Origin of the sequence: Herbaspirillum sp. AP02 (genome assembly GCF_015767275.1) — a bacterium.
Classification (GTDB): domain Bacteria; phylum Pseudomonadota; class Gammaproteobacteria; order Burkholderiales; family Burkholderiaceae_D; genus Herbaspirillum.
In genome coordinates, this window is record NZ_JADWMY010000001.1 from 826,767 (window position 1) to 849,485 (window position 22,719).

Sequence of the window (22,719 nt, forward strand, 5' to 3'; positions counted from 1 at the left end):
ATAGCGGGTGATGCGATGTTGTTCTTTTACGGACAGGGACGTGGCCCCCTGCCCACTTGTACATTGTCAATCAGGCTCGCGCAGCTTTCAACCACCCCGCGCAAGCGAGTCCCTAAAAAGCCGGTTTCAGCCCTCCAGATCCGGAATCCGCTCCAGGTCCTGCAACCATACGGTGGCCTCGCCATCGCTGGGCGCGCGCCAGTCTCCACGCGGCGAGAGCGAGCCACCGGTACCGACCTTGGGCGCATTGGGCACGCAGGAACGCTTGAACTGGCTGGTCTTGAAGAAGCGATAGACGAAGATGCCCAGGTTTTTCTTGATCTGCGGCAAGCTGTACTGGTTGTGGGCACCATGCAGGCCATCGGGCCAATGACCGGCATCGCGGTCATGCCAGGCGCTGTGCGCCAGGAAGGCCACCTTGGCCGGCGTAAAGCCGTAGCGCAGGATGTAGTAGAGATTGAAGTCCTGCAACTCGTAGGGACCGATGAAGTCCTGGGTACGTTGCCCGGGCTCGCCATCCGAGGCCCCGGGCACCAGTTCCGGGCTGATCTCGGTTTCCAGGATGTGGATCAGTACTTCCGGCTGCTTCAGTTCCAGCGAGCCGGACTCGGCCACCCAGCGCACCAGATGGGTGATGAGGGTCTTGGGTACGCTGGCGTTGACGTTGTAGTGCGACATATGATCGCCCACGCCATAGGTGCACCAGCCCAGCGCCAGCTCCGACAGGTCACCGGTGCCGATGACGATGGCACCATGGTGGTTGGCCAGGCGGAACAGGTGATTGGTACGCTCGCCGGCCTGCACGTTCTCGAAGGTGATGTCGTAGACCGGTTCGCCCCGCGAGTAGGGATGGCCCAGGTCCTTCAACATCTGTTCGCAGCTGGGACGGATATCGATTTCCTGGGCCGAGCAACCGACCTGCGTCATCAACTGATGCGCCTGCACCAGCGTGCGGCTGCTGGTAGCGAAACCGGGCATGGTATAGGCCAGGATATTGGTACGCGGCAGGCCCAGCTTGTCCATGGCCTTGGCGCAGACCAGCAAGGCGTGGGTGGAGTCCAGACCGCCGGAGACGCCGATGACCACCTTCTTCAGGCCCGACGAAGACAAGCGCTGCACCAGCGCCATGACCTGGATGTTGTAGACCTCGCGGCAGCGCAGCTCGCGCTGCTCCGCGTTGGCCGGCACATAGGGGAAACGGGCCACCCGGCGTTGCAGCGGCAGCGGCCGATCCTGTGGCAACTGGACATCGAACGCCACCACCTCGAAGCGGCGCACTTCGTCCGCATGCCGGCGCACCGACTGGCCGAAGGTGGTCTGGTGGAAACGTTCGCGAGAGAGACGCTCCAGGTCCACATCGGCATAGATGACGTGGCCACCCTGGGTGAAGCGCTCGGACTCGGCCAGCAGTTCGCCGTTCTCGCAGATCAGCGCCTGGCCGTCCCAGGCCAGGTCGGTGGTCGATTCACCATCGCCGGCCGAGGAATACAGGTAGGCCGCCAGGCAGCGCGCCGATTGCTGCGACACCAGCTGGTGACGGTAACCGGACTTGCCGACCACGATATTGGACGCCGACAGGTTCACCAGCACCGTGGCGCCCGCCAGGGCGGCAAAGGAGGATGGCGGGATCGGCACCCAGACGTCTTCGCAGATTTCGACATGGAAACGCAGGTCGGGGATATTGCTGATCTCGAACAGCAGGTGACTGCCGAAGTCCACATCCTGGCCCAGCAGACGGGTGCGGCGGGTGACGGCGCAATCGGCGCTGCTGAACTGACGCGCTTCGTAGAATTCGCTGTAGTTGGGCAGGTAGCTCTTGGGGACCACCCCCATGATGCGGCCCGCGCTGACCACTACGGCACAGTTGTAGAGCTGGTGTTCGACCTTCAGCGGCATGCCCACGATCAGGGCGGCCGGGATGCGCAAGGAGGCTTCCAGCACAGCCTGCAGGGCCTCTTGCGCGGCGTCTAGCAGAGCGCGCTGCTGGAACAGGTCTTCGCAGCTATAGGCCGACAGCCCCAGTTCCGGGAAGGCCACCAGCACCGCGCCACCAGCGGCGGCCTGCTCGGCCAGGGCGATGGTGCGCCGGGCATTGAAGACCGGATCGGCCACCTTGCAGTCCGGCACCGCCACGGCGACGCGGGCGAAACCGTGGCTATAGAGATTGAAGAATGGGCTAGTCATATCGTGCGGACTTTCTTGCTCTGTGCAGGTCGCCGCGATGGCGACGCGTTCTGTCGGTTTTGCGTAGAATGCCTGTTCGAGCGGGGCCGTGGGCCGCGCCTTCTTACGCAGGTCACTCGCAGTCCATGGATTATCGCACGCGAATCGTTTCTTCTCTGGCCGAGATCGGCCCCGACCGCTGGGACGCCCTGGTGGCCGCCCAGGCCGAAGGCAATCCCTTCCTCAGCTACGCTTTCCTGCATGCGCTGCACGAGAGCGGTGCAGCCAGTGCCGACACCGGCTGGGAGCCGCACTACCTGACGCTGTGGCAGAACGAAGCGCTGGTGGCGGCGTTGCCTCTCTATCGCAAGTTCCACTCCTATGGCGAATATGTCTTCGACTGGGCCTGGGCCGAGGCCTACCAGCGCCACGGCGTCGAATACTATCCCAAGCTGCTGGCCGCCATCCCCTTCACGCCGGTGCGCGGAGCGCGGCTGATGGCAGTCGATGAGACCGCCCGCGCCGGTCTGCTGGCCGCCTTGCAGGCCCTGCAGCAGGAGGGCGAGCATTCGTCCACCCACATCCTCTACCCGCCCCAGGAACAGGCCGAACAACTGGCCGATGCCGGTTTCCTGCTGCGCAGCGGCGTGCAGTTCCACTGGCACAACGAAGGCTATGGCAGCTTTGCCGAGTTCGTCGATACCCTGGATCGCAAGAAGCGCAAGAACATCCTGGCCGAGCGGCGCAAGGTGGCCGAACAGGGCGTGCAATTCACCTGGCTGCGAGGCAGCGAGATCACCGAGGCCCACTGGCGATTCTTCAACCGCTGCTATCGCCACACCTATGCGGCGCATTATTCGACGCCCTACCTGAACCTGGATTTCTTCCGCCGCATCGGTGCCACCATGCCGCAGCACCTGCTGCTGACCCTGGCCCTGCGCGATGGCCAACCGATTGCCTCCTCGCTCACCGTGCATGACGGCGACACCCTCTACGGTCGCTACTGGGGCGCGCTGGAACACGTCCCCTGCCTGCACTTCGAGACCGCCTACTACCAGCCGCTGGAATTCTGCATCGCCGAAAAGATCCGCTGGTTCGAAGGCGGTGCCCAGGGCGAGCACAAGATGGCACGCGGCTTCCTGCCGCAGAAGACCTGGTCGGCGCACTGGCTGGCGCATCCGGGCTTCTACGATGCGGTGGAACACTTCCTGGCCCGCGAAGGCGGTGGCATCGATGGTTATATCAACGAGCTCAACGAGCGCAATCCCTTCCGCGATCCGCCCCGCTGAGGCGGCGTAAAAAAAGCCGGCCCGCAGCAATGCTGCGGGCCGGCCTCCTGCCAGACATCCGGATTACTTGTAACCGACGCGATCCAGCATCTGCAGCACCTTCTGCTGGTTGGCACCGACGGCACCGATGTTGATCACTTCGGCCTTGAACGGGCCCATCTTGACCAGCGCCGGGTTCTCGGTCTTCACGCTCTTGACGGCCGGCCATTCGTTATTGCCTTCGGCGAAGTAGCGCTGGGCCGCATCGCTGGCCAGGTATTCCAGGAACTGCACGGCTTCGGCCTTGTGCGGGGCATGCTTGGCCACGCCACCACCGGCGATGTTGACGTGCGCGCCATAGCTCTTCTGGTTGGGCCAGACGATGCCGACCTTTTCCATCAGGGCCACGTCTTCCGGCTTGGTGGAGCGCAGCAGGCGGGCCACATAGTAGGAGTTGGAAATGGCCACGCCACATTCGCCCGAACCCACGGCCTTGATCTGGTCGGTATCGCCGCCCACCGGCTGGCGCGCCTGGTTGGCGACCATGCCCTTCAAGATGGCTTCGGTCTTGGCGGCGCCATCATGCTCCAGCAGCGCGCCGAACAGCGAGACGTTGTAGGGGTGCGAGCCGCTGCGGGTGCACAGCTTGCCCTTGTTCTTCGGATCGCCCAGGGCTTCGTAGGTGTCCACGTCTTCCGGCTTGACGCGGGTCTTGTTGTAGACGATCACGCGGGCGCGGGTGGAGAAACCGAACCACTGGGTGCCGTCGCTGCCTTCCTTGCTGTGCAGGTTGGCGGGGATGCGTTCGTCCAGCAGCTTGGACTTGACGGGCTGGAACAAGCCATCGCTCTGGGCCTTCCACAGGCGCGCCGCATCCACCAGCAGGATCACGTCGGCCGGGCTGGAAGCACCCTCGCTCTTCAGGCGCGCCAGGATGCCGGCATCATCGCCGTCGACGCGGTTGATCTTGATGCCGGTAGCCTTGGTGAAGTCGGCGTAGAGCGCTTCATCGGTCTGATAGTGGCGTGCCGAATAGAGATTGAGGACCTTTTCCTGCGCGAAGCTGGAGGCGGCAATGGCAGCCAGTACGGCGCCGACGGCGAATTGACGGGAAAACATGGACCATCCTTTTCAAAAAGAGTGAACGACCGCCGTGGCGAAACGGCGTTTTCTTTTGGCGCGGAAGGCGGTCCGGGGAGCAGGCTCCAGGATGGACTTGGCTGTCGCAGCGGGCGGCCTGATGGCTGCCTCGTTATGGGTATGCGCGTGCATGTGCATGCACGTTCGCGGTAGGTAAAGCGCAGGCGAATATATCACAAATAAGAAGCATTATCATCTTCTGGAAGACATATCGGGAAACCACGCAGTGAACGCAAAAACGCCCTCGCCGACCACTGCGGCAAGGGCGTTTTGAGGTTCTTTGAAAGCGGCGAAAGCTGCTTGGGCAGGCGAAGCGCGCTCAGATCACCTTGACGGCAAAATCGACGCCGATGCCGGCCCACCACTCCTGTTCCTTCTGGAACCAGAAGGAAATGCTGGGATGCTCCTTGATGTAATCGCGGCGTATCTCCAGATCGATGCGGCTCTTGAGCTTGACCCGCACCTTGTCCAGGTCCAGCGTGATGTGCGCATGGCGGAACATCACCGCCAGCCGCAGCGCCAGCACCGCCTTGGCAAAATCGACGTCGGCCAGCATCTCGCTGATCTTCTTCAGGTTGCCCTTCTGGCCGAGGATCAAGGTACTCATCAGGCGCTGCTCGCGGGTAGTAAAGCCCGGCAGGTCGGCGTTGGCGATCATGTAGGCCGAATGCTTGTGGTAACCGGTGGGCGACACCACCAGTCCGGTCTCATGCAGCAAGGCGCTCCAGTAGAGATAGCGGGCGTAGGAATCGGTGGCCGGCTTCAACAGATCGAAGAAACCCAGCGCGGTATCAGCCACGCCATGGGCGCGGGCGGCATCGACATGGAAGCGGCGGGCGAACTCTTCCACCGAACGGTCGCGGCGGTCGGCCTTGGTGGCGCGCAGTTGCAAGTCCCACATCACGCCCATGCGCAGGCCGGCTTCCACCGGGGTGATGACCTCGATGCGAAACTCCTGCATGAAACCGATCAGCACCGCCAGCCCGCCCATGATGACGCCGGCGCGGTCGGGTTTCATGCCGTCCAGCGCAATCTGGCTGACATGGCCAAAGTCGATCAGGCGCTGCATCAGGTCGGCCAGGCTGGGCAGGCTTACGCGGCCATCGCCCATGCCGTTGCGACGGATGGTATCGGCAATCGCCCGCATGGTGCCGGACGAGCCATAGACATTCACCTTCATCGGATCGAAACTGAACAGATGTACCGCGTCTTCCACATGCGAGCGGGCCGAGATGATGGCACGCTCGAAGGCTGCGGCGGTAATGGCGCCATCCGGGAAGAAGGCCAGGCTTTGATTGACGGTACCGATGCCGAAGGATTCGACGTGACGGATATGTTCGCCCAGGCCGCGGATGACCTCGGTGGAACCGCCGCCGATGTCGATGACCATGCGCTCTTCGCCGGCATTGGCCAGCACGCCGGCCACGCCCATGTAGATCAGGCGCCCCTCTTCCTCGCCGGAAATGATTTCTACCGGATAACCGATGGCCCGCTCCAGTTCCGGCAGCAGGTCGGCGGCATTCTTGGCTACGCGCAAGGTATTGGTGGCGACCACCCGCACCGCGGTCAGCGGATAGTCACGCAGGATGGCGCGAAAGCGCGTGAGCGAATCGATGGCACTCTGACAGGCCTGCTGGGTCAGATTGCCGCTCTTGTCGATGCCCGCCGCCAGGCGGATGGGGTCACGCGCGCTCTTGATGACGCGTATGCCGTCGTCCTCGTACTTGCCGATATGCAAGCGAAAACTGTTGGAACCGAGATCTACCGCTGCAAACATGCATGTCCTTTCGCAATGGCACTAGTAGCCAATTGCTAAATAATTTAAACCTCACCTTGTCTCCATCCCGACAAGATAATCGGCGCGCATTACACTTTGATGACAGCCGGCACCCTGTAGAATGGCGGCTCGGCGCTGCCATGCTGCGTCGCACATATTATTTTATACAATTTATTCCATTTCCCTTCCATGCCCGGCATTCTTTACCTGGTTCCCAACACGCTGGGACCCACCGAGCTTCCCGCCGACGCCAGCGCCATGCATCCGCTGGAGAGCATCATCCCGCGCCAGGTGCAGGCCATCGCGGCACGCCTGGATTATTTCGTCGCGGAGAACGCCAAGACCACACGGGCCTTCCTGAAACTGCTGGGTAGCAGCCAGCCACTGACCCAGCCCATCCAGGAAATCCAGATCGCCGAGCTCAACGTCAATACGCCGCCGGCGGCCCTACCCTCGCTGCTGGCTCCCTTGCTGGAAGGCCGTGACGGTGGCCTGATCTCTGAAGCGGGCGTACCGGCGGTGGCCGATCCCGGTGCCAACCTGGTCCGGCTGGCCCATCAGCATGGCATCCAGGTGCGGCCGCTGGTAGGCCCCTCGTCCTTGCTGCTGGCGGTCATGGCCAGTGGGCTCAATGGCCAGAGCTTCGCCTTCAACGGCTACCTGCCCACCGACGCCGAAGCGCGTGCCAAGCGCATCCGCCAGCTGGAAGACCGCGCCCGCAAGGAAAAGCAGACCCAGTTGCTCATCGAAACGCCCTATCGCAATACCGCCATGCTGGAAGCGCTGGTGCAATCCTGTCAGCCCGGCACGCTCATCTGCGTGGCCACCGACCTGTCGCTTGCCAGCGAATCGGTGCGCACGCAGACCGCCGCGCAGTGGAAAACCGCCCTGGCCGTCGGCAAGGCACCGGACTTCCACAAGAAGCCGACCGTCTTCCTGCTGCTGGCCGAATAATCCGGAAAAAGAACGCGCAGCACCACAATGACAAAGGCCGGTTGTGATACACAACCGGCCTTTTTTGCATGCACCTTCCTGCTACGGCGTCAGCGCAAGGTGGAAAGCGGCGTCGACATCAGGGTCTTGGCAAAGCCCGCACCGAAGGCCACGCCGAATTTCTTGAGCACCCGTTCGGAGAGGTTTTCAGTCTGGGTATAGTCCACCACATCCTCGGCCTTGAGCACATCGCGGGCCACGCTGTCGACCGTGCCATAGCCATCGGCCAGGCCCAGCTCGATCGCCTTGGAGCCGGTCCACACCAGCCCGGAGAAGGTATCCGGCGTTTCCTTCAGTCGCGTGCCACGGCCCTGGCGCACCACTTCGATGAACTGCTGGTGGATTTCCTGCAGCATCGATTGCGCGTACTCGCGCTGCTTCGGGCTTTGCGGGCTGAAGGGGTCGAGGAAGCTCTTGTTCTCGCCCGCGGTCAGCAGGCGACGTTCCACACCCAGTTTGTCCATCAGGCCGGTGAAGCCGAACCCGTCCATGAGCACGCCCACCGAGCCGATCAGGCTGGCCTTGTTGACGTAGATCTTGTCGGCCGCTGCGGCAATGTAATAGCCACCGGAGGCGCACACTTCCTCCACAACCACGTAGATCGGTTTCTTGGGATAGGCCTTGCGCAGGCGGTTGATCTCGTCATTGATCATGCCGGCCTGCACCGGGCTGCCGCCGGGGCTGTTGATCTTGAGGATGACGCCCACCGAGTCGGAGGCAGCAAAGGCCTTGTCCAGTGCCGGGATCACCACCCCGGCCGAACCCTGCCCTTCGGAATCGATGGCGCCCCTGATCTCGACCAGGGCGGTATGGGTGCCCAGCGGCTCGCTCTCGGTCTTGTTGTAGGTGAAGGCCAGCCAGGCGCCCAGCACGATCACCACCAGGATGGAGATGCGGAAGAAGATGCCCCAGCGGCGCCGGGCGCGCTGCTCCTTGACGGCGAACAGGGCCAGTTTCTCCAGTACGTCGCGCTCCCAGCCGGTCTTCTTGTCCTCGCGCACGCTGGCGGGAATGGATGACGCCGGAGCGGCTTGCGGAGGGACTGGCGGCTTGTTTTGCTGGTTTTCAGATTCGTTGTTGCTCATAGGCTCACTCTAAGCAGCGCAGCAGCCTGCGCCGGTTTCCCCGAAGCTCATGCCTCGACGGGCTTGACGATGTCGTCCGGACGCCAGTAGACCTGACCGTCGCGTTCCATCGCCATGATCTTACGCAAGTGGGCGCCGGTACAAGGACCGCCCTCGCATTTTCCGGTATCGGGCGCATAAACGGCGCCATGTGTTGCACACATGAGATAGAGGCCACTGGATTCGAAGAACTCTCCCTCGGCCCAGTCCAGTTCGATGGGGACATGCGCGCAGCGGTTCAGGTAGCCATAGACCACCCCGCCGTAGCGCACCACGAAACCGGTGGTCTCGTCGCCATGCACCTGGACCGGGAAGCGTTTGCCCAAGCCGCCTTCGGCCAGCTCGCCAGACGCACAGATCAGGATCTCGCGGGAAGGGTTCACGTGGCCGGTCTCAGGCATGCTCGTTGAGCCACTGGTGCAATTCGCGGATGGAACGCGCCGAATACAGCGGTGACAGTGTCTGCAACTGCTGGGGCGGGTGCGCACCGAATTCCACCGCGACCCCCACGGCGCCGGCATTGATCGCCATCTGCAGGTCATGGGTGGTGTCGCCGATCATCAGGGTGCGGTGCATGTCTTGGCCCAGCTCGCGGGTCAGCTCCTGCAACATGGCCGGATGTGGCTTGGAGAAGGTCTCGTCGGCACAGCGGGTGGCGTCGAACATGGACAGCAAGCCGGTGCTGTTCATGGCCCGGTTCAAGCCCACCCGGCTCTTGCCGGTGGCCACCGCCAGGAAATAGCCCTGTTGCGACAGGTCGGTCAGCATCGCCGGCACGCCCTCGAAGAGCGTAAGGTCCTTGTCCTGGCCCAGGTAATGATGGCGGTAACGCTCCACGATGCGCGGATAGTATTTGGGATCGACATCGGGAATGGCCGCCTGCATCGCATCCTGCAAGCCCAGGCCGATCACGTAGGACGCCGCGCTCTTGTCGGGAATCGGCAGACCCAGGTCGCGCGCCGCCGCCTGGATGCAACGCACGATGGTGGACGTGCTATCCATCAGGGTGCCATCCCAGTCGAAGACGATCAGGTCGAATTGCTTTCTTGCCATGTCTGATGCTCTTTCTGCTGGCATGACCGCCGCTGGATTGCCATCAAGACAAGGAAGCGGCGAAACATGCGATTTTGTTAATGCCGGGCAGAAAGTATCATATCCCGGCCGACTACGTGCACTGTCCTTCAGTCCTCCGTGCCAGCCAGCATGTTGTAGGGCAACAGATCGCCCTCGGCACCGCCCTCCAGGCTGCGCAGGAATTTGGCGCACTCTTCGGGCAGGCCGGCCTTCAGGGTGACGGTCTGGCCGCTTTCCGGATGCAGGAAGCTGATGCGCCAGGCATGCAGGAACATGCGCTTGAAAGCAATACGCTTGCCATCGGCCTTCTGCAGCGCCTTGTTCAAGGGGAAGTCGCCATACTTGTCGTCGCCGACGATGGGAAAACCGCTGGAAGACAGGTGTACCCGGATCTGATGGGTGCGACCGGTCTTCAGTTCAGCTTCCAGCAAAGCAAATTCACCGAAGCGGCGCAGCAGCGAGAACACCGTATGGGACGGCTGGCCATCGGCCTGCACCCGCACCCGGCGCTCGCCGTCAGGCGTGCTGTACTTGAACAGCGGCAACTTCACGTGCTGGCGGGCATTCTTCCAGTCACCCTGGACCAGGGTCAGGTAGCGCTTGTCGGTCTGGCCCTCGCGCATCTGCTCGTGCAGGTTGGTCAGGGCAGAACGCTTCTTGGCAATGAGCAGCACGCCCGAGGTATCGCGGTCCAGGCGATGCACCAGTTCCAGGAACTTGGCCTCCGGCCGGGCTGCCCGCAGTTGCTCGATCACGCCGTAGCTCACGCCCGATCCACCATGCACGGCCACCCCCGCCGGCTTGTCGATGACCAGCATGTGGCTGTCTTCCAGCAGGATGCGGAATTCCGCCCCCGGCACCACGGCTTCTTGCTTCTCTGCAACTCGTATTGGCGGCACGCGCAGGACATCGCCCTCAACCAGGCGATAGGTCTGGTCGATACGGCCCTTGTTGACGCGCACCTCGCCCGAACGCAGGACCCGATAGATATGGCTCTTGGGAACGCCCTTGCAGATCCGCAGCAGGAAATTGTCAATCCGCTGCCCCGCTTCTTCGTCAGAAATGGTCAGCAACTGCACCTGAGGGACGCTCTGCGAGGCGGCTGCGTTCCGGGAGGCCGGCGCCGCGTCGGCGCTTTCAGAAGCCCCCCTAGAAAATCTCGCTAAGTCCTTCATTTTGAATATATAATCGATTGACGCCGATCAAAAAACGGCGTCAGTAGAATAAAAAAGGAACATTCTACACAAGAGGAGACTTCGTCAGCCTCGCTCATTTGCAAAATTGACGAAGGGGGCCCCGAAAACCACGACGCGCGCCATCGCAGACGCAATAAAAGCGCTGCAACGGTTGACAATACAACCGATCATGTCGCTTGCCTGGTCCACGTAAAGGCCTCGAAACGAGTACGCACCTTCCCTTTGCGAGTCCAGTTTGCACCGCAGTTGCAATCGGACAGCGCACTTGGAAGTGGAACAGAATTGTTTGGATCATCAGGATAAAAGTCTGGCAAGACTCGCATCCGGTGACCTGACCCAGGACAGCAGCGCACAGCCCCCCGGCGACCAGCAGCGCAAGCGTGACAGGCTCATCAGCCCGCCGCCTTGCAGCGCATCGCTCGGGCCATGCCGCAATTCGGGCCGGGCCATCGCGAAGCTTGCCGGTTGATGCAGTAGAACCCGATCGCCGTCGCCAACCCTCACTATGTTACGTTTGGCTCCACAGACCAGCTTACCGTCCGCAGTTGCCTGCGCGACCGCCTATGGCGGAGCGCGCGGCGCGGATACGGTGCTGCCCGGCGTCCCGGTCCACTGCATCCGCGCCCCCTTGTGCTGGAGCGCCCGCTAAGGCGCATTCACACAATCAAGGCAATTCCCTCCCCAATCACTTCGTTCTCGCGTACATCCCCTGTACTTTTGGCCCGCTACCACATACGGACGGGCCATTTGAAGGATCTTCGGATCCCGGAGTGAAAACATGAAACGTATGTTGTTCAACGCAACGCAGCAGGAAGAACTGCGCGTGGCGATCGTTGACGGTCAGAAGCTGATCGACATCGACATCGAAACCACCGGACGCGAGCAGCGCAAGTCCAACATCTACAAGGGCGTGATCACCCGCATCGAGCCCTCGCTGGAAGCCTGCTTCGTCAACTACGGCGAGGAGCGCCACGGTTTCCTGCCGTTCAAGGAAGTCGCCCGCACCTACTTCAAGGAAGGCGTCGACGTCCGTAGCGCCAGCATCAAGGAAGCGCTGCGCGAAGGCCAGGAAATCATCGTCCAGGTCGAAAAGGAAGAGCGCGGCAACAAGGGCGCCGCCCTGACCTCCTTCATCTCGCTGGCCGGCCGCTATCTGGTCCTGATGCCCAACAACCCGCGTGGTGGTGGTGTTTCCCGCCGCGTCGAAGGTGAAGACCGCCAGGAACTGCGCGAGACCATGGACAAGCTGGACCTGCCCAACGGCATGTCCGTCATCGCCCGCACCGCCGGCATCGGCCGTAACGTCGATGAACTGCAGTGGGACCTGAACTACCTGATGCAACTGTGGCGCGCCATCGAAGGCGCCGGCCAGTCGTCCTCGGGTGCCTTCCTGATCTATCAGGAATCGTCGCTGGTCATCCGCGCCATCCGCGACTACTTCCAGCCCGACATCGGCGAAATCCTGATTGACACCGACGACATCCACGACCAGGCCCAGCAGTTCATGGCCCACGTGATGCCGGACATGGTCCATCGCGTCAAGCGCTATCGCGACGACGTGCCGCTGTTCTCGCGCTTCCAGATCGAACACCAGATCGAGACCGCCTACTCGCGTACGGTGCCGCTGCCCTCGGGCGGCGCCATCGTGATCGACCACACCGAAGCGCTGGTGTCGGTGGACGTGAACTCGGCACGCGCCACCCGTGGCAGCGACATCGAGACCACCGCCTTCAATACCAACCTCGAAGCGGCTGATGAAGTGGCCCGCCAGTTGCGCCTGCGCGATCTGGGTGGCCTGATCGTGATCGACTTCATCGACATGGAGAATTCCAAGAACCAGCGCGAAGTCGAAGGTCGCCTGAAGGATGCCCTGCACCACGACCGTGCCCGCGTCCAGATGGGCAAGATCTCGCGCTTCGGCCTGATGGAACTGTCGCGTCAGCGCCTGCGTCCGTCGCTGTCCGAAGGCAGCCACGTGACCTGCCCGCGCTGCAATGGCACCGGCCACATCCGCGATACCGAATCCTCCGCCCTGCAGGTGCTGCGCATCATCCAGGAAGAGGCGATGAAGGAAAATTCCGCCGCCATCCACGTGCAGGCACCGGTGGACGTCGCCGCCTTCCTGTTGAACGAAAAGCGTGGCGAAATCCTGAAGATCGAAACGCGTCATCGCGTCACGGTCATCATGATCCCCAACAAGCACCTGGAAACCCCGCACTACAAGATGGAACGGATCAAGCACGACGATCCGCGCCTGGACGAATCCCAGGCCAGCTACGCCATGGCCGAGCAGGCCGATACCGACATCGGCTACAGCAAGCGTCAGAAGGAAGAAGAGCGTCCGCGCCAGGAAGCCATGGTCAAGGGCATCACCCCCGACCAGCCGGCCCCGATCGTCGAACGCAAGGCAGCCGAACCGGTCGCCGCTGCCGTCCCGCCGCCGACCCTGGCACCGGAATCGGGCCTGCTGGGCAAGATCTTCGCCTTCTTCCGCAAGAAGCCCGTGGCCCCGCTGGAAGTGCCGGCCCCGGTCGAAGCCAAGGCCCCTGCCAAGCGCGACACCGAACGTGGCGGCCGTGGTGGAGACCGCAACGGTCGCGGCCGCAATCGCAATGATCGCAACGACCGTGGTGATCGTGCCGAACGTGGCGAGCGCAATGGCAATGGCGAACAACGCAATGCCCGCGGCCCGGCTGCGGTCGAGATGAAGGCAGGTGAACTGGCTGAAGCCAAGCAGGCACGCCCACCGCGTGGCCCGCGTGAGCCCAAGGAAGGTCGTGAACCGCGCGAAGGCCGTGAACCGCGTGAAGCCCGCGAGGGTCGTGAAGTCCAGGGCCAGGAAGCCAAGGAAGCCCGTCGCAACGAGCCACGCGAAGCCCGTGAGCCGCGTGAAGGCCGTGAAACTCGCGAACCCCGCGAAGGTCGCGAACCGCGTCAACCACGTGAACCACGCGCCCCCCGTGGTGAACGCAAGGAAGCCCGCACCGAGGAAGGTCTGCCGCTGGAAGCCGCTCTGGCAGCCGGCGCCGCAACTGCCGGCGTCGCCGTGGCCGCTGGTGCCGTGGCACTGGCCAATGACGAGCAGGCAGCACAGCTGGAAGTGGCACAGGTCGAAGGTGGCGAAGGCGTTGAAGCCTCGGAAAATGCCGAAGGCGGCACCGAACCGCGCCGTCGTCGTCGTCGTGGCGGCCGCAACCGTCATCGTCGCGAACGTGACGAGAACGGCAACCTGATCGAAAACGCCGATGCCGATGCAGCTGAAGCTGAAGCTGGCGAAACCGGTGAAAACGGTGAACCCGTGTTCACTGCGACGCCGGCCGCAACGGTGGAAGTCGCCCAGGCCGCTGTGGCCCAGGCCTCTTTTGCTGCCTCGCCGGTTCCGGCCGACGTGGTTGAAGCAAGCGCAGCGCCGGCCGCTGTCCGTAGCGAAGCTGTCGCAGTGGAAAGCGGCGTGAACTCGGTGGAAGCCGTGGCCGCAGCCGCAGCCGAAGCGACCGAAGCCGTGTTCTCGCAGCAGGAAGCCATCGAACCACCGGCGCCGTCCATCGACGCCAGCTTCGCTCCGACGCCGGCCTTCGAACCTGCCCCGGCGCCTGCGCCCGTGCAAGCCCCTGCTGCCACTCCGGCAGCGTCGGAAGCACCGGTGCAGGTCGAGGTAGTGCAGCATGCCGCTCCGGCTACCAACCTGCCTCAACAGATCAGCCTGCTGGATGCGGTGGAAACCACTGCGGCACCGGCCCCGGCTGCGTTCGCGCCTGCAGCCGCTGTCGAAGCTGCTGCTCCGGCCGCAACTGCCGGCAACGGCGGCCAGCCGGAGTCGCTGCAGCACATGCTGTCGCAAGCCGGCCTGACGCTGGCCACGACCGATCCGGTCAAGCTGCGCGCTGCACAAGAAGCCGCCGCCGCCTTCGTCCCGGCACCGCGTGCACCGCGCGAGCGCAAGCCGCTGCCGCCGCAGTCGAGCGAACCGCTGGTCCAGGTGGAAACGCGTCGCTGATCGCTCAAGTGCAGTCGCACCGGTGATCACCAGGAAAAAGGGAGCTTCGGCTCCCTTTTTTCTTGCCGGCTTTCCTACCGGTTTGCGTGCCGGCTTTCGTGCCGGTCTTTCACCTCAGTCGGGCGACTGCCACCCTCCTGCCCTCTTGCCATCGGCAACTTGCCCCCTATCTGGTGACAGTTGGCCCGCCCTGGCAGCGATACAGTGTCGGCCGCGCTGTGCCACAGTCACCCTGGTCGTGCGGCAAGGCCAGGCTGGTACAGGCTTTGCGCACGTTACCTGCACTTGCGGCATACTGAATATGCATGAACCGACAGCAACGCCGTAGCGCCAGCCGTGCTATCTTTACACACCCTTTTTCACCAGCCCGTATGAACAAGCGCGTCATTCCCATCGTCGATTACCGGCAAGCGCCGTCCGCCAGCACGGCAGGCGTGATTGCGCCCCTGGCGATGGCACCGACCGGCTGGCTGGCCGACTCCCTGGGCCGCCCCCTGCACGACCTGCGCATCTCGGTCACGGACCGCTGCAATTTCCGCTGTGTCTATTGCATGCCCAAGGATGTCTTCGACAAGCAATACCAGTTCCTGCCGCATTCCGACCTGCTGACCTTCGAAGAGCTGACCCGCGTGGCCGCCCAGTTTGTCGCGCATGGCGTGCGCAAGATCCGCCTCACCGGCGGCGAACCGCTGCTGCGCAAGAACATCGAGACCCTGATCGCCATGCTGGCCGCCTTGCGCACGCCCGATGGCGAGCCTGTCGATCTCACCCTGACCACCAATGGCACCCTGCTCAAGCAGAAGGCGCAGGCGCTCAAGGCTGCCGGCCTGCGGCGCGTGACGGTCTCGCTGGATTCGCTGGATGACGAGAGCTTCCGCCGCATGAACGATGTCGACTTCCCGGTGGCACGCGTGCTGGAAGGCATCGACGCCGCCCACGCCGCCGGCCTGGGACCGATCAAGATCAACATGGTGGTCAAGAAGGGCGTCAACGACGACCAGATCCTGCCGATGGCGCGCCACTTCAAGGGGACACCGGCCATCCTGCGCTTCATCGAATACATGGATGTGGGCAGCTCCAACGGCTGGCGCATGGACGAGGTACTGCCCTCCAGCGAAGTGGTGCGACGCATCTCGGCCGAGATGCCACTGCAGGTGGCCGACCCCAACTACACCGGCGAGACCGCCGAGCGCTGGCGCTATGTCGATGGCGGCGGTGAGATTGGCGTGATCTCCAGCGTGACCCAGGCCTTCTGCCAGGATTGCTCGCGCGCCCGGCTCTCCACCGAAGGCAAGGTCTACACTTGCCTGTTCGCCAGCGAGGGCCACGACCTGCGCAGCCTCCTGCGCAATGGCGCCAGCGACGCCGAGATGGCAGGCGCCATCGCCGCGCTGTGGGGCCAACGGGGCGACCGCTATTCCGAATTGCGCAGCGCCATGCAAGCCGCCCCGGCACGCAAGGTCGAGATGTCCTATATCGGTGGCTAGGCCTTCAGTTCCGCCTCCCGCCGCCCTGCCTCCTGTCCTCACCCGCCATGGCCTCCCCCACCGCCAACACCCTGACCGCCAGCCACATCACCGGCCTGGTGCTGGCCGGCGGACGCGGCACGCGCATGGGCGGGGTCGACAAGGGCCTGCAACGGCTGCATGGCAAGCCGCTGGTGCAGCACGTGCTGGAGCGGCTGGCGCCGCAGGTCGGCACCCTGGCCGTCAACGCCAATCGCTCGCAACTGCACTATGCCAGCTTCGGCTACCCGGTCTGGAGCGACCTGCAAGCCGGCTTCCCCGGCCCGCTGGCGGGGCTGCAGAGTGGCCTGGCCCATTGCACCACCCCCTGGCTGGCCTGCGCCCCCTGCGATGCACCGCTGATCCCGTTTGACCTGGTGGCGCATCTGGCCGATGCCATTGCCGAGGTCGGCGCCGAGGCCGCCATCGCCGTTACCATCGGCGCGCAAGGCCGGCAGCGTCATCCTGTCTGCGCCTTGCTCAGCAGGAGCACCCGCGACGCCCTGGATGCCTTCCTCGCCACGGGTGAACGCAAGATGGAGCGCTGGTTCGCCACCCTCCAGTGCGTGGAAGTGGAATTCCCCGAAGAACACGCCTTCAGCAACATCAACACCGCGCCGGAGTTGCAACGGCTCGAAGAAGAACAATGACCCATCCTTCCCTGAACGACATCGTCAGCTGCATCAGTGGCTATGACCCCCACGCCATGACCGTGGCCCGTGCCCAGGCCGTGATCCAGGACTTCATCACCCCCATCGAGACGGTGGAAAAGCTGGCCATCCGCAGCGCGCTCTCGCGGGTACTGGCACGGGACATCATCTCCCGCATCGACGTCCCGGCCCATGACAACTCGGCCATGGATGGCTACGCCCTGCGCGGCGAAGACATTGCCGACGGCCAGGCGCGGCGCCTGCAGATCGTCGGCGCGGTCCATGCGGGCCAGCGCTTCGAGGGCAGCGTGCAGCGCGGCCAGTGCGTGCGCATCATGACCGGCGCCCCCATGCCGACCGGATGCGACACCGTCATCCCGCAGGAACTGACCACCGACGCCGACGACCAGGGCGTGACCCTGCCGCCCGGACGCGTACGGCCCGGTGACAACCGCCGCCTGCGCGGCGAAGACCTGATGCAAGGCAGCGTGGCGCTGCCGCGCGGGCGCATCCTGCGGCCCTCCGACATCGGCCTGCTGGCCTCGCTGGGCATCGCCGAGGTGCCGGTGCAGCGCCGCCTGCGCGTGGCCTTCTTCTCCACGGGCGACGAACTGCGCTCGGTGGGCGAGCCGCTGGACGCAGGCTGCGTCTATGACTCCAACCGCTACACCCTGCACGGCATGCTGACCCGCCTGGGTTGCGAGGTACTGGACATGGGCGTGGTACCAGACGATCCGGTGGCGCTGGAAGCAGCCTTCCGCAGTGCCTGCGAAGAGGCCGACGCCGTCATCACCTCCGGCGGCGTGTCGGTGGGTGCCGCCGACTACACCAAGCAGATCATGGCCAGCCTGGGTGAAATGACGTTCTGGAAGATCGCCATGCGTCCCGGCCGGCCGCTGGCCTTTGGCCGCATCAGCTCGCGTGGACGCGATGCCTACCTGTTCGGCCTGCCCGGCAATCCGGTGGCGGTGACCGTCAGTTTTTCCTTCTTTGTACGCGACGCGCTGCTGCGGCTGGCCGGTGCCGAGTCCCGACCCTTGCCACGTCTACGGGTGACGACCGCCACGCCCATCCGCAAGAAGGCCGGTCGCACCGAATACCAGCGCGGCATCCTGGCACCCGACGCCGATGGCCGGTGGAGCGTGCGCCTGACCGGCATGCAGGGCTCAGGCATCCTGCGCTCGATGTCGGACGCCAATTGCATTCTCGAACTGGAGCATGCGCGCGGCGACGTGGCTGCCGGCGAAGAGGTCTCGGTGGTGCTGTTCGACGGTCTGGTCTGAAGCCGTCCCAGGATGAAAAAAGCGCGGTCAAGGCCGCGCTTTTTCGTTGTTGGACAGACGAATCAGCCGCTCAGACCGCCTCATCCGTATCACCCAGGTCCAGTTCCGCCGTCCCCAGCAGCTTCTGCGCATTGTCCGCCGGCAGTGCCTCCACCGACTTGAGCTTGCGGGTCATCTGGCGCGTACGGGTCTCGGCCTGATCGATGTTGCGGGCGGCGCGCTCCAATGCCACCTTGGTCGAAGCCAGCACTTCGCCGAACTTGCCGAACTCGGTCTTGACCGCACCCAGCACCTGCCACACTTCGGAGGATCGCTTCTCCAGCACCAGCGTGCGGAAGCCCATCTGCAGGCTATTCAACAGTGCCGACAGCGTCGACGGCCCGGCGATGGTCACCCGGCAGGTACGCTGCAGATCGTCGGACAGGCCCGGTCGGCGCATCACCTCGGCATACAGGCCTTCGGTGGGCAGGAACAAGATGGCGAAATCGGTCGTCAGCGGGGGCGACAGGTATTTCTCGGCGATGGTCTTGGCCTCGTTGCGCACGGCGCGCTCCAGCTCCTTGCCGGCGCTGGCGACGCCATCGGCGTCGGCGCGCTCGGCGGCATCGACCAGGCGTTCGTACTGTTCCTTGGGGAATTTGGCGTCGATGGGCATCCACACCGGCTCGCCCTCGTCCTTCGCACCCGGCAGGCGGATGGCGAATTCGACGCGCTCGCCGGTGCCGCGCACGGTCTCGACGTTCTTGGCGTACTGCTCGGGCGTGAGCATCTGTTCCAGCAGGATTTCCAGCTGCACTTCACCCCAGGTCCCACGGGTCTTGACGTTGGTCAGCACGCGCTTGAGATCGCCCACGCCGGTGGCCAGCTGCTGCATCTCGCCCAGGCCCTGATGCACCTTGTCCAGACGGTCCGAGACCAGCTTGAAGGATTCACCCAGGCGCTGTTCCAGCGTGGCGTGCAGCTTCTCGTCCACGGTCTTGCGCATCTCTTCCAGCTTGAGCGCGTTGTCATTCTGCAGATCCTTGATGCGGGCTTCCAGCGTGGCCCGCACTTCGCCCATGCGCTGGGCGTTGGATTCGGTCAGTGCCGACAGTTGCTGGTGCAGGGTATCGCCGAAGCGCTTGAGCGAGACCGCCTGCTCTTCGCGGTTGACCTGCGCCTGCAGGGTGACGGACTGGCGCATGCTGTCCAGTTGCTGGGCATTGGTTTCGTTCAGTTTCACGAGTTGCCGTGCGAAGCCATCGATCTGCTGGTTCTGCAGTCCGGCCACGCTGGACATCTGCGTGGCCAGCGTCTGCTGCAACTGGGCGAAGTTGCTGCCCAGCTCCTGGCGCGTGCTCTGGGCGCTGGCCTGGACCTGGCTGCGCAACTCGCGCTCGATGCGCTCGCCGGTGTCCTGCTGGTGGCGTTGCAGTTCCTGCTGCAGCTGCAACAGCATGTCCTCGATGGCAGCACTTGGATCGTCGCGCGAGCCGCCGCGCAGCAGCACCAGTAGCTGCAAGACGATGCCGACCACCACCAGGCCGGCCAGGATCATGTCAAATGTGTTCATGGGGTCTTACTCGGGCTTGTTGCGCATCCAGTCGGCGGTCTGGTAGAGCGCCGCCAGCAGGCGTTTCATCAGCTCGTCGGGCAGGCCCACGTCCTGCATGGCCCAGGTCATGCAACGCAGCCACTGGTCGCGCTCGGAGATGCCGATGGGGAAAGGCAGGTGACGTGCACGCAGGCGCGGATGGCCGAATTTTTCCATGTACAGGCTGGGACCGCCGGTCCAGCCGGAGAGGAACATGTAGGTCTTCTCCCGCGAACCTTCCAGCGAAGGCGGATGCAGGGCGCGAATGCCGGCGAACTCCGGCTCCAGGTCCATCAGGTCGTAGAAACGGTCGACCATCTCGCGCAGTTTTTCAGCGCCGCCGATGAGGTCGAACGTGGTGGGTTGGTTGGGATCTTCGATTTGCATAAGACCGCCATGATACCGCAGCCAACCCGCCATCGTCGGGCCGGCCGGCTGCGATCTGCAGCGCCTTTGACCTGGTGCGGATCAGGCTTCGCGCAAGGTCTGCAAAGGGGGACGACGCAACACATGACGCAGTCCGGCCCAGCCGCCCAGTGCCGAGCAGGCCGCGCCCAGCCCCATGCCGGCGACCCACACCAGCGGGCTGAAGCTCCAGTCGAAATTGAAGACGTAATGCGCCAGCGCCCAGCCGATGCCGGCGGCACCACTGGCCGCCAGCAGTCCGGCCAGCGAACCCACCAGCAGCACTTCGATGCGCTGCGCCCGCGACAGCTCCTGGCGCGTGGCGCCCAGGGCGCGCAACAGGCCCGCCTCGCGCACCCGCTCGTCCTGCGACCCGGCCAGGGCCGCATACAGCACCAGTACGCCCGAGCAGAGCGTGAAGAGGAACAGGAACTCCACCGCCGAAATCACCTGCCCCACCACCTCCTGGATCTGGCGCAGCACGCTGCCGATATCGACCACGGTGAGATTGGGGAAGTCGCGGGTCAGGCGATTGCCCAGGGCTTCCTGCTGCGGAGCCAGATGCACCGCCGTGATCCAGCTCTGCGGCGTATCGCGCATCAGGGTCGGGTTCAGGATCACGAAGAAGTTGACCCGCAAGGAACCCCACTCCAGCTTGCGCAGGCTGGTCACCGGCGCCTCCACCAACTGGCCGGCGATGTCGAATTGCAGGCGATCACCCAACTGGATGCCCAGGGTCTGCGCCAGGCCGCGCTCCACCGAGGCCTCCGGCTGGCGATCGTCGTACCAGCGGCCGGCGACGATGCCGTTGCCGGGCGGGATCTCGGCCATGGTGGAGAGGTTGAACTCACGATCGACCAGCCGCTTGGCGCGATCTTCCTGGTAATCCGCCGGGTTCACCGGGCGCCCGTTGATCTGCACCAGGCGGCCGCGGATCATCGGATACAGGGCGGCGTCCTTCACCCCGCCCTGCTGCAGCACCTGCTGCACCGGCTGGCGCTGGTCGGGCTGGATATTGATGATAAAACGATTGGGCGCGTCGGCCGGGGTGGCCTGGCGCCAGGCGCCCACCAGATCGCCACGGATGACGGTGAGCAGCAGCAGCGCCATCAAGCCCAGCCCGAGCGCCACCACCTGCATCACAGCGGCCGCCGGACGACGCTGCAGGCCATCGATGGCAAAGCGCCAGCTCTGGCGATCCACCAGGCCGCGCATGGAACGCAGCGCGCGCAGGCAAAGCCAGGCCACCAATGCGAACAGGCCGAAGCCGCCGAGGAAACCGGCAATGGTCAGCAAGCCCAGCTTGAGGTCACCGGCCTGCCACAGCAGCAAGCCAGAAAACACCAGCGTGCCCAACACATAGGTGAGCACCGTCATCGCCTGCGGTGCGCCCTGGTCGCGCCGGATCACCCGGTTATGCGGCACATTGCGCAACTGCAGGATGGGTGGCAGCGCAAAGCCGACCAGCAACAGCAGTCCGGTGGTCACGCCCTGCACCGCCGGTGCCCAGCCCGGCGCCGGCAAGGCAGTCGGCATGAAGCTGCCCAGCCACTGCAGCAGCGCAAAATGCGCGGCAAAGCCGACCAGCATGCCAATCACGCTGGCGGCCAGGCCGATGACGATGAATTCGGTCAGATACAGCCGCGTCACCTGCGCCTGGGTCAGGCCGAAACAGCGCAGCATGGCACAGGCGTCCAGGTGGCGCAGCATGAAGCGGCGCGCCGCCATGGCCACCGCCAGCGCCGCCAGCATGGCCGAGAGCAGGCCCACCAGCGAGAGGAACTGTTCGGCCCGGTCCAGCGTGGCGCGCATCTCGGGACGACCGTTTTCCAATGACTCCAGGCGCACGCCGCGCAGCTTGTCGGCGTCGATCTGGCGCTCGATCTGCTTCTGGTAGCGCTGGACCTCCCCGGCCGGGCCGGCGATCAGCAGCCGGTAGGTCACCCGCGAACCGAGCTGCACCAGATGGGTGGCGGCCAGATCGGCTTCGCCCAGCATCACGCGGGGGGCGAAGTTGACGAAGGCGCTGCCACGGTCCGGTTCCACCGAGATGATGGCGGCGATCTTCAGCGGCAAGTCGCCCAGCTTGATGGTATCGCCCAGTTTCACGTCCAGTTGTGACAGGATCTGCGGGTCCACCCACACCGTCCCGGGCTGTGGAATGCCTTCGGCCGGCCGGTCGCTGCCATCAGCGGCGCGCAGCCTGAGCTGCCCGCGCAGCGGATAGCCCGGCGTGACGGCCTTGATGGAAGAGAGCACCGAACGTGCCACATCACCCTCGCCCGCCAGCGCCATGCTGGGAAAGACCTGGGTCTGGGCCTGCAACAGCCCCTGCTGGCCGGCCTGCTGCACCCATTGCGGCGGCAGCGGCTGGTCGGCCGCCACCAACAGGTCGGCCCCCAGCAACTGGTGGGCGTCGCGGGCCATGCCGGCCCGCATGCGGTCAACGAAGAAACCCACCGACGACAGGGCCGCCACCGCCACGATCAGGGCGATCAGCAGGAAGCGGAGTTCACCGGTACGCCAGTCGCGCAGGGTCATGCGCAATGCTTGTTGGAACATTCAGTGGCC

General features: G+C 64.3%; 16 protein-coding genes. 6 read left to right on the forward strand and 10 right to left on the reverse strand.

The features are described 5' to 3' along the window. Positions 1-126: 126 nt before the first annotated feature. The gene (locus I5R65_RS03735) at positions 127-2,184 is read right to left on the reverse strand and encodes an NAD(+) synthase (protein ID WP_180668859.1); all 2,058 of its coding nucleotides are present in this window, start codon (positions 2,182-2,184) and stop codon (positions 127-129) included. Positions 2,185-2,309: 125 nt separating this feature from the next. Here I5R65_RS03735 and I5R65_RS03740 point away from each other — a divergent pair, with 125 nt between their 5' ends. Further along, entirely contained in the window at positions 2,310-3,452 is a 1,143-nt protein-coding gene (locus I5R65_RS03740; RefSeq protein WP_180668860.1) for a GNAT family N-acetyltransferase, read from the forward strand. A gap of 63 nt (positions 3,453-3,515) precedes the next feature. Here the strand turns inward: I5R65_RS03740 and I5R65_RS03745 are convergent, their stop codons facing one another. After that, a complete protein-coding gene (locus I5R65_RS03745; RefSeq protein ID WP_180668861.1) occupies positions 3,516-4,550 on the reverse strand; it encodes an extracellular solute-binding protein in 1,035 nt (344 codons plus the stop codon). Positions 4,551-4,890: 340 nt separating this feature from the next. Then, positions 4,891-6,348 carry a Ppx/GppA phosphatase family protein gene (locus I5R65_RS03750; RefSeq protein WP_180668862.1) on the reverse strand — a complete coding sequence of 486 codons (1,458 nt, stop codon included), beginning with the start codon at positions 6,346-6,348 and terminating at the stop codon, positions 4,891-4,893. A 189-nt stretch (positions 6,349-6,537) separates the two neighbouring features. Between I5R65_RS03750 and I5R65_RS03755 the strand changes: the two genes are divergently transcribed. Next, on the forward strand, positions 6,538-7,302 hold the full coding sequence (locus tag I5R65_RS03755) for an SAM-dependent methyltransferase (protein ID WP_180668863.1): 765 nt from the start codon (positions 6,538-6,540) through the stop codon (positions 7,300-7,302). Between the two features lie 89 nt (positions 7,303-7,391). Here the strand turns inward: I5R65_RS03755 and I5R65_RS03760 are convergent, their stop codons facing one another. The 4 genes from I5R65_RS03760 to I5R65_RS03775 form a co-directional block, all read right to left on the reverse strand. After that, positions 7,392-8,426, reverse strand: a complete 1,035-nt coding sequence (locus I5R65_RS03760; protein WP_180668864.1) for a S49 family peptidase — start codon at positions 8,424-8,426, stop codon at positions 7,392-7,394. A gap of 47 nt (positions 8,427-8,473) precedes the next feature. Further along, on the reverse strand, positions 8,474-8,866 hold the full coding sequence (locus I5R65_RS03765; RefSeq protein ID WP_180668865.1) for a Rieske 2Fe-2S domain-containing protein: 393 nt from the start codon (positions 8,864-8,866) through the stop codon (positions 8,474-8,476). After that, the gene (locus I5R65_RS03770) at positions 8,859-9,518 is read right to left on the reverse strand and encodes an HAD-IA family hydrolase (RefSeq protein WP_180668866.1); all 660 of its coding nucleotides are present in this window, start codon (positions 9,516-9,518) and stop codon (positions 8,859-8,861) included. The genes I5R65_RS03765 and I5R65_RS03770 overlap by 8 nt, the downstream gene beginning before the upstream one ends. Positions 9,519-9,646: 128 nt before the next feature. Next, positions 9,647-10,714, reverse strand: a complete 1,068-nt coding sequence (locus tag I5R65_RS03775) for an RluA family pseudouridine synthase (protein WP_180668867.1) — start codon at positions 10,712-10,714, stop codon at positions 9,647-9,649. A gap of 799 nt (positions 10,715-11,513) precedes the next feature. Between I5R65_RS03775 and I5R65_RS03780 the strand changes: the two genes are divergently transcribed. The 4 genes from I5R65_RS03780 to glp all read left to right on the forward strand — a co-directional run bounded on the left by I5R65_RS03780 (position 11,514) and on the right by glp (position 18,170). Beyond that, positions 11,514-14,732, forward strand: coding sequence for an Rne/Rng family ribonuclease (locus I5R65_RS03780; RefSeq protein ID WP_180668868.1), 3,219 nt, complete (start codon positions 11,514-11,516; stop codon positions 14,730-14,732). 371 nt (positions 14,733-15,103) lie between these two features. After that, positions 15,104-16,219: a GTP 3',8-cyclase MoaA gene (gene moaA / locus I5R65_RS03785; protein WP_180668869.1), complete on the forward strand. Its 1,116-nt coding sequence runs from the start codon at positions 15,104-15,106 to the stop codon at positions 16,217-16,219. Between the two features lie 47 nt (positions 16,220-16,266). Further along, on the forward strand, positions 16,267-16,887 hold the full coding sequence (gene mobA / locus I5R65_RS03790) for a molybdenum cofactor guanylyltransferase MobA (protein ID WP_196872125.1): 621 nt from the start codon (positions 16,267-16,269) through the stop codon (positions 16,885-16,887). Further along, positions 16,884-18,170, forward strand: coding sequence for a gephyrin-like molybdotransferase Glp (glp, locus tag I5R65_RS03795; RefSeq protein WP_180667660.1), 1,287 nt, complete (start codon positions 16,884-16,886; stop codon positions 18,168-18,170). The genes mobA and glp overlap by 4 nt, the downstream gene beginning before the upstream one ends. Before the next feature lie 70 nt (positions 18,171-18,240). Here glp and rmuC read toward each other — a convergent pair whose 3' ends face one another. The 3 genes from rmuC to I5R65_RS03810 form a co-directional block, all read right to left on the reverse strand. After that, positions 18,241-19,707 (reverse strand): DNA recombination protein RmuC, encoded by a 1,467-nt coding sequence (gene rmuC / locus I5R65_RS03800; protein ID WP_180667715.1) that lies wholly within the window; start codon positions 19,705-19,707, stop codon positions 18,241-18,243. A 21-nt stretch (positions 19,708-19,728) separates the two neighbouring features. After that, complete coding sequence (locus tag I5R65_RS03805; RefSeq protein ID WP_180667658.1) at positions 19,729-20,130, reverse strand: group II truncated hemoglobin; 402 nt, start codon at positions 20,128-20,130, stop codon at positions 19,729-19,731. 81 nt (positions 20,131-20,211) lie between these two features. Next, positions 20,212-22,710: an ABC transporter permease gene (locus I5R65_RS03810; RefSeq protein ID WP_180667657.1), complete on the reverse strand. Its 2,499-nt coding sequence runs from the start codon at positions 22,708-22,710 to the stop codon at positions 20,212-20,214. Positions 22,711-22,719: the final 9 nt, after the last annotated feature.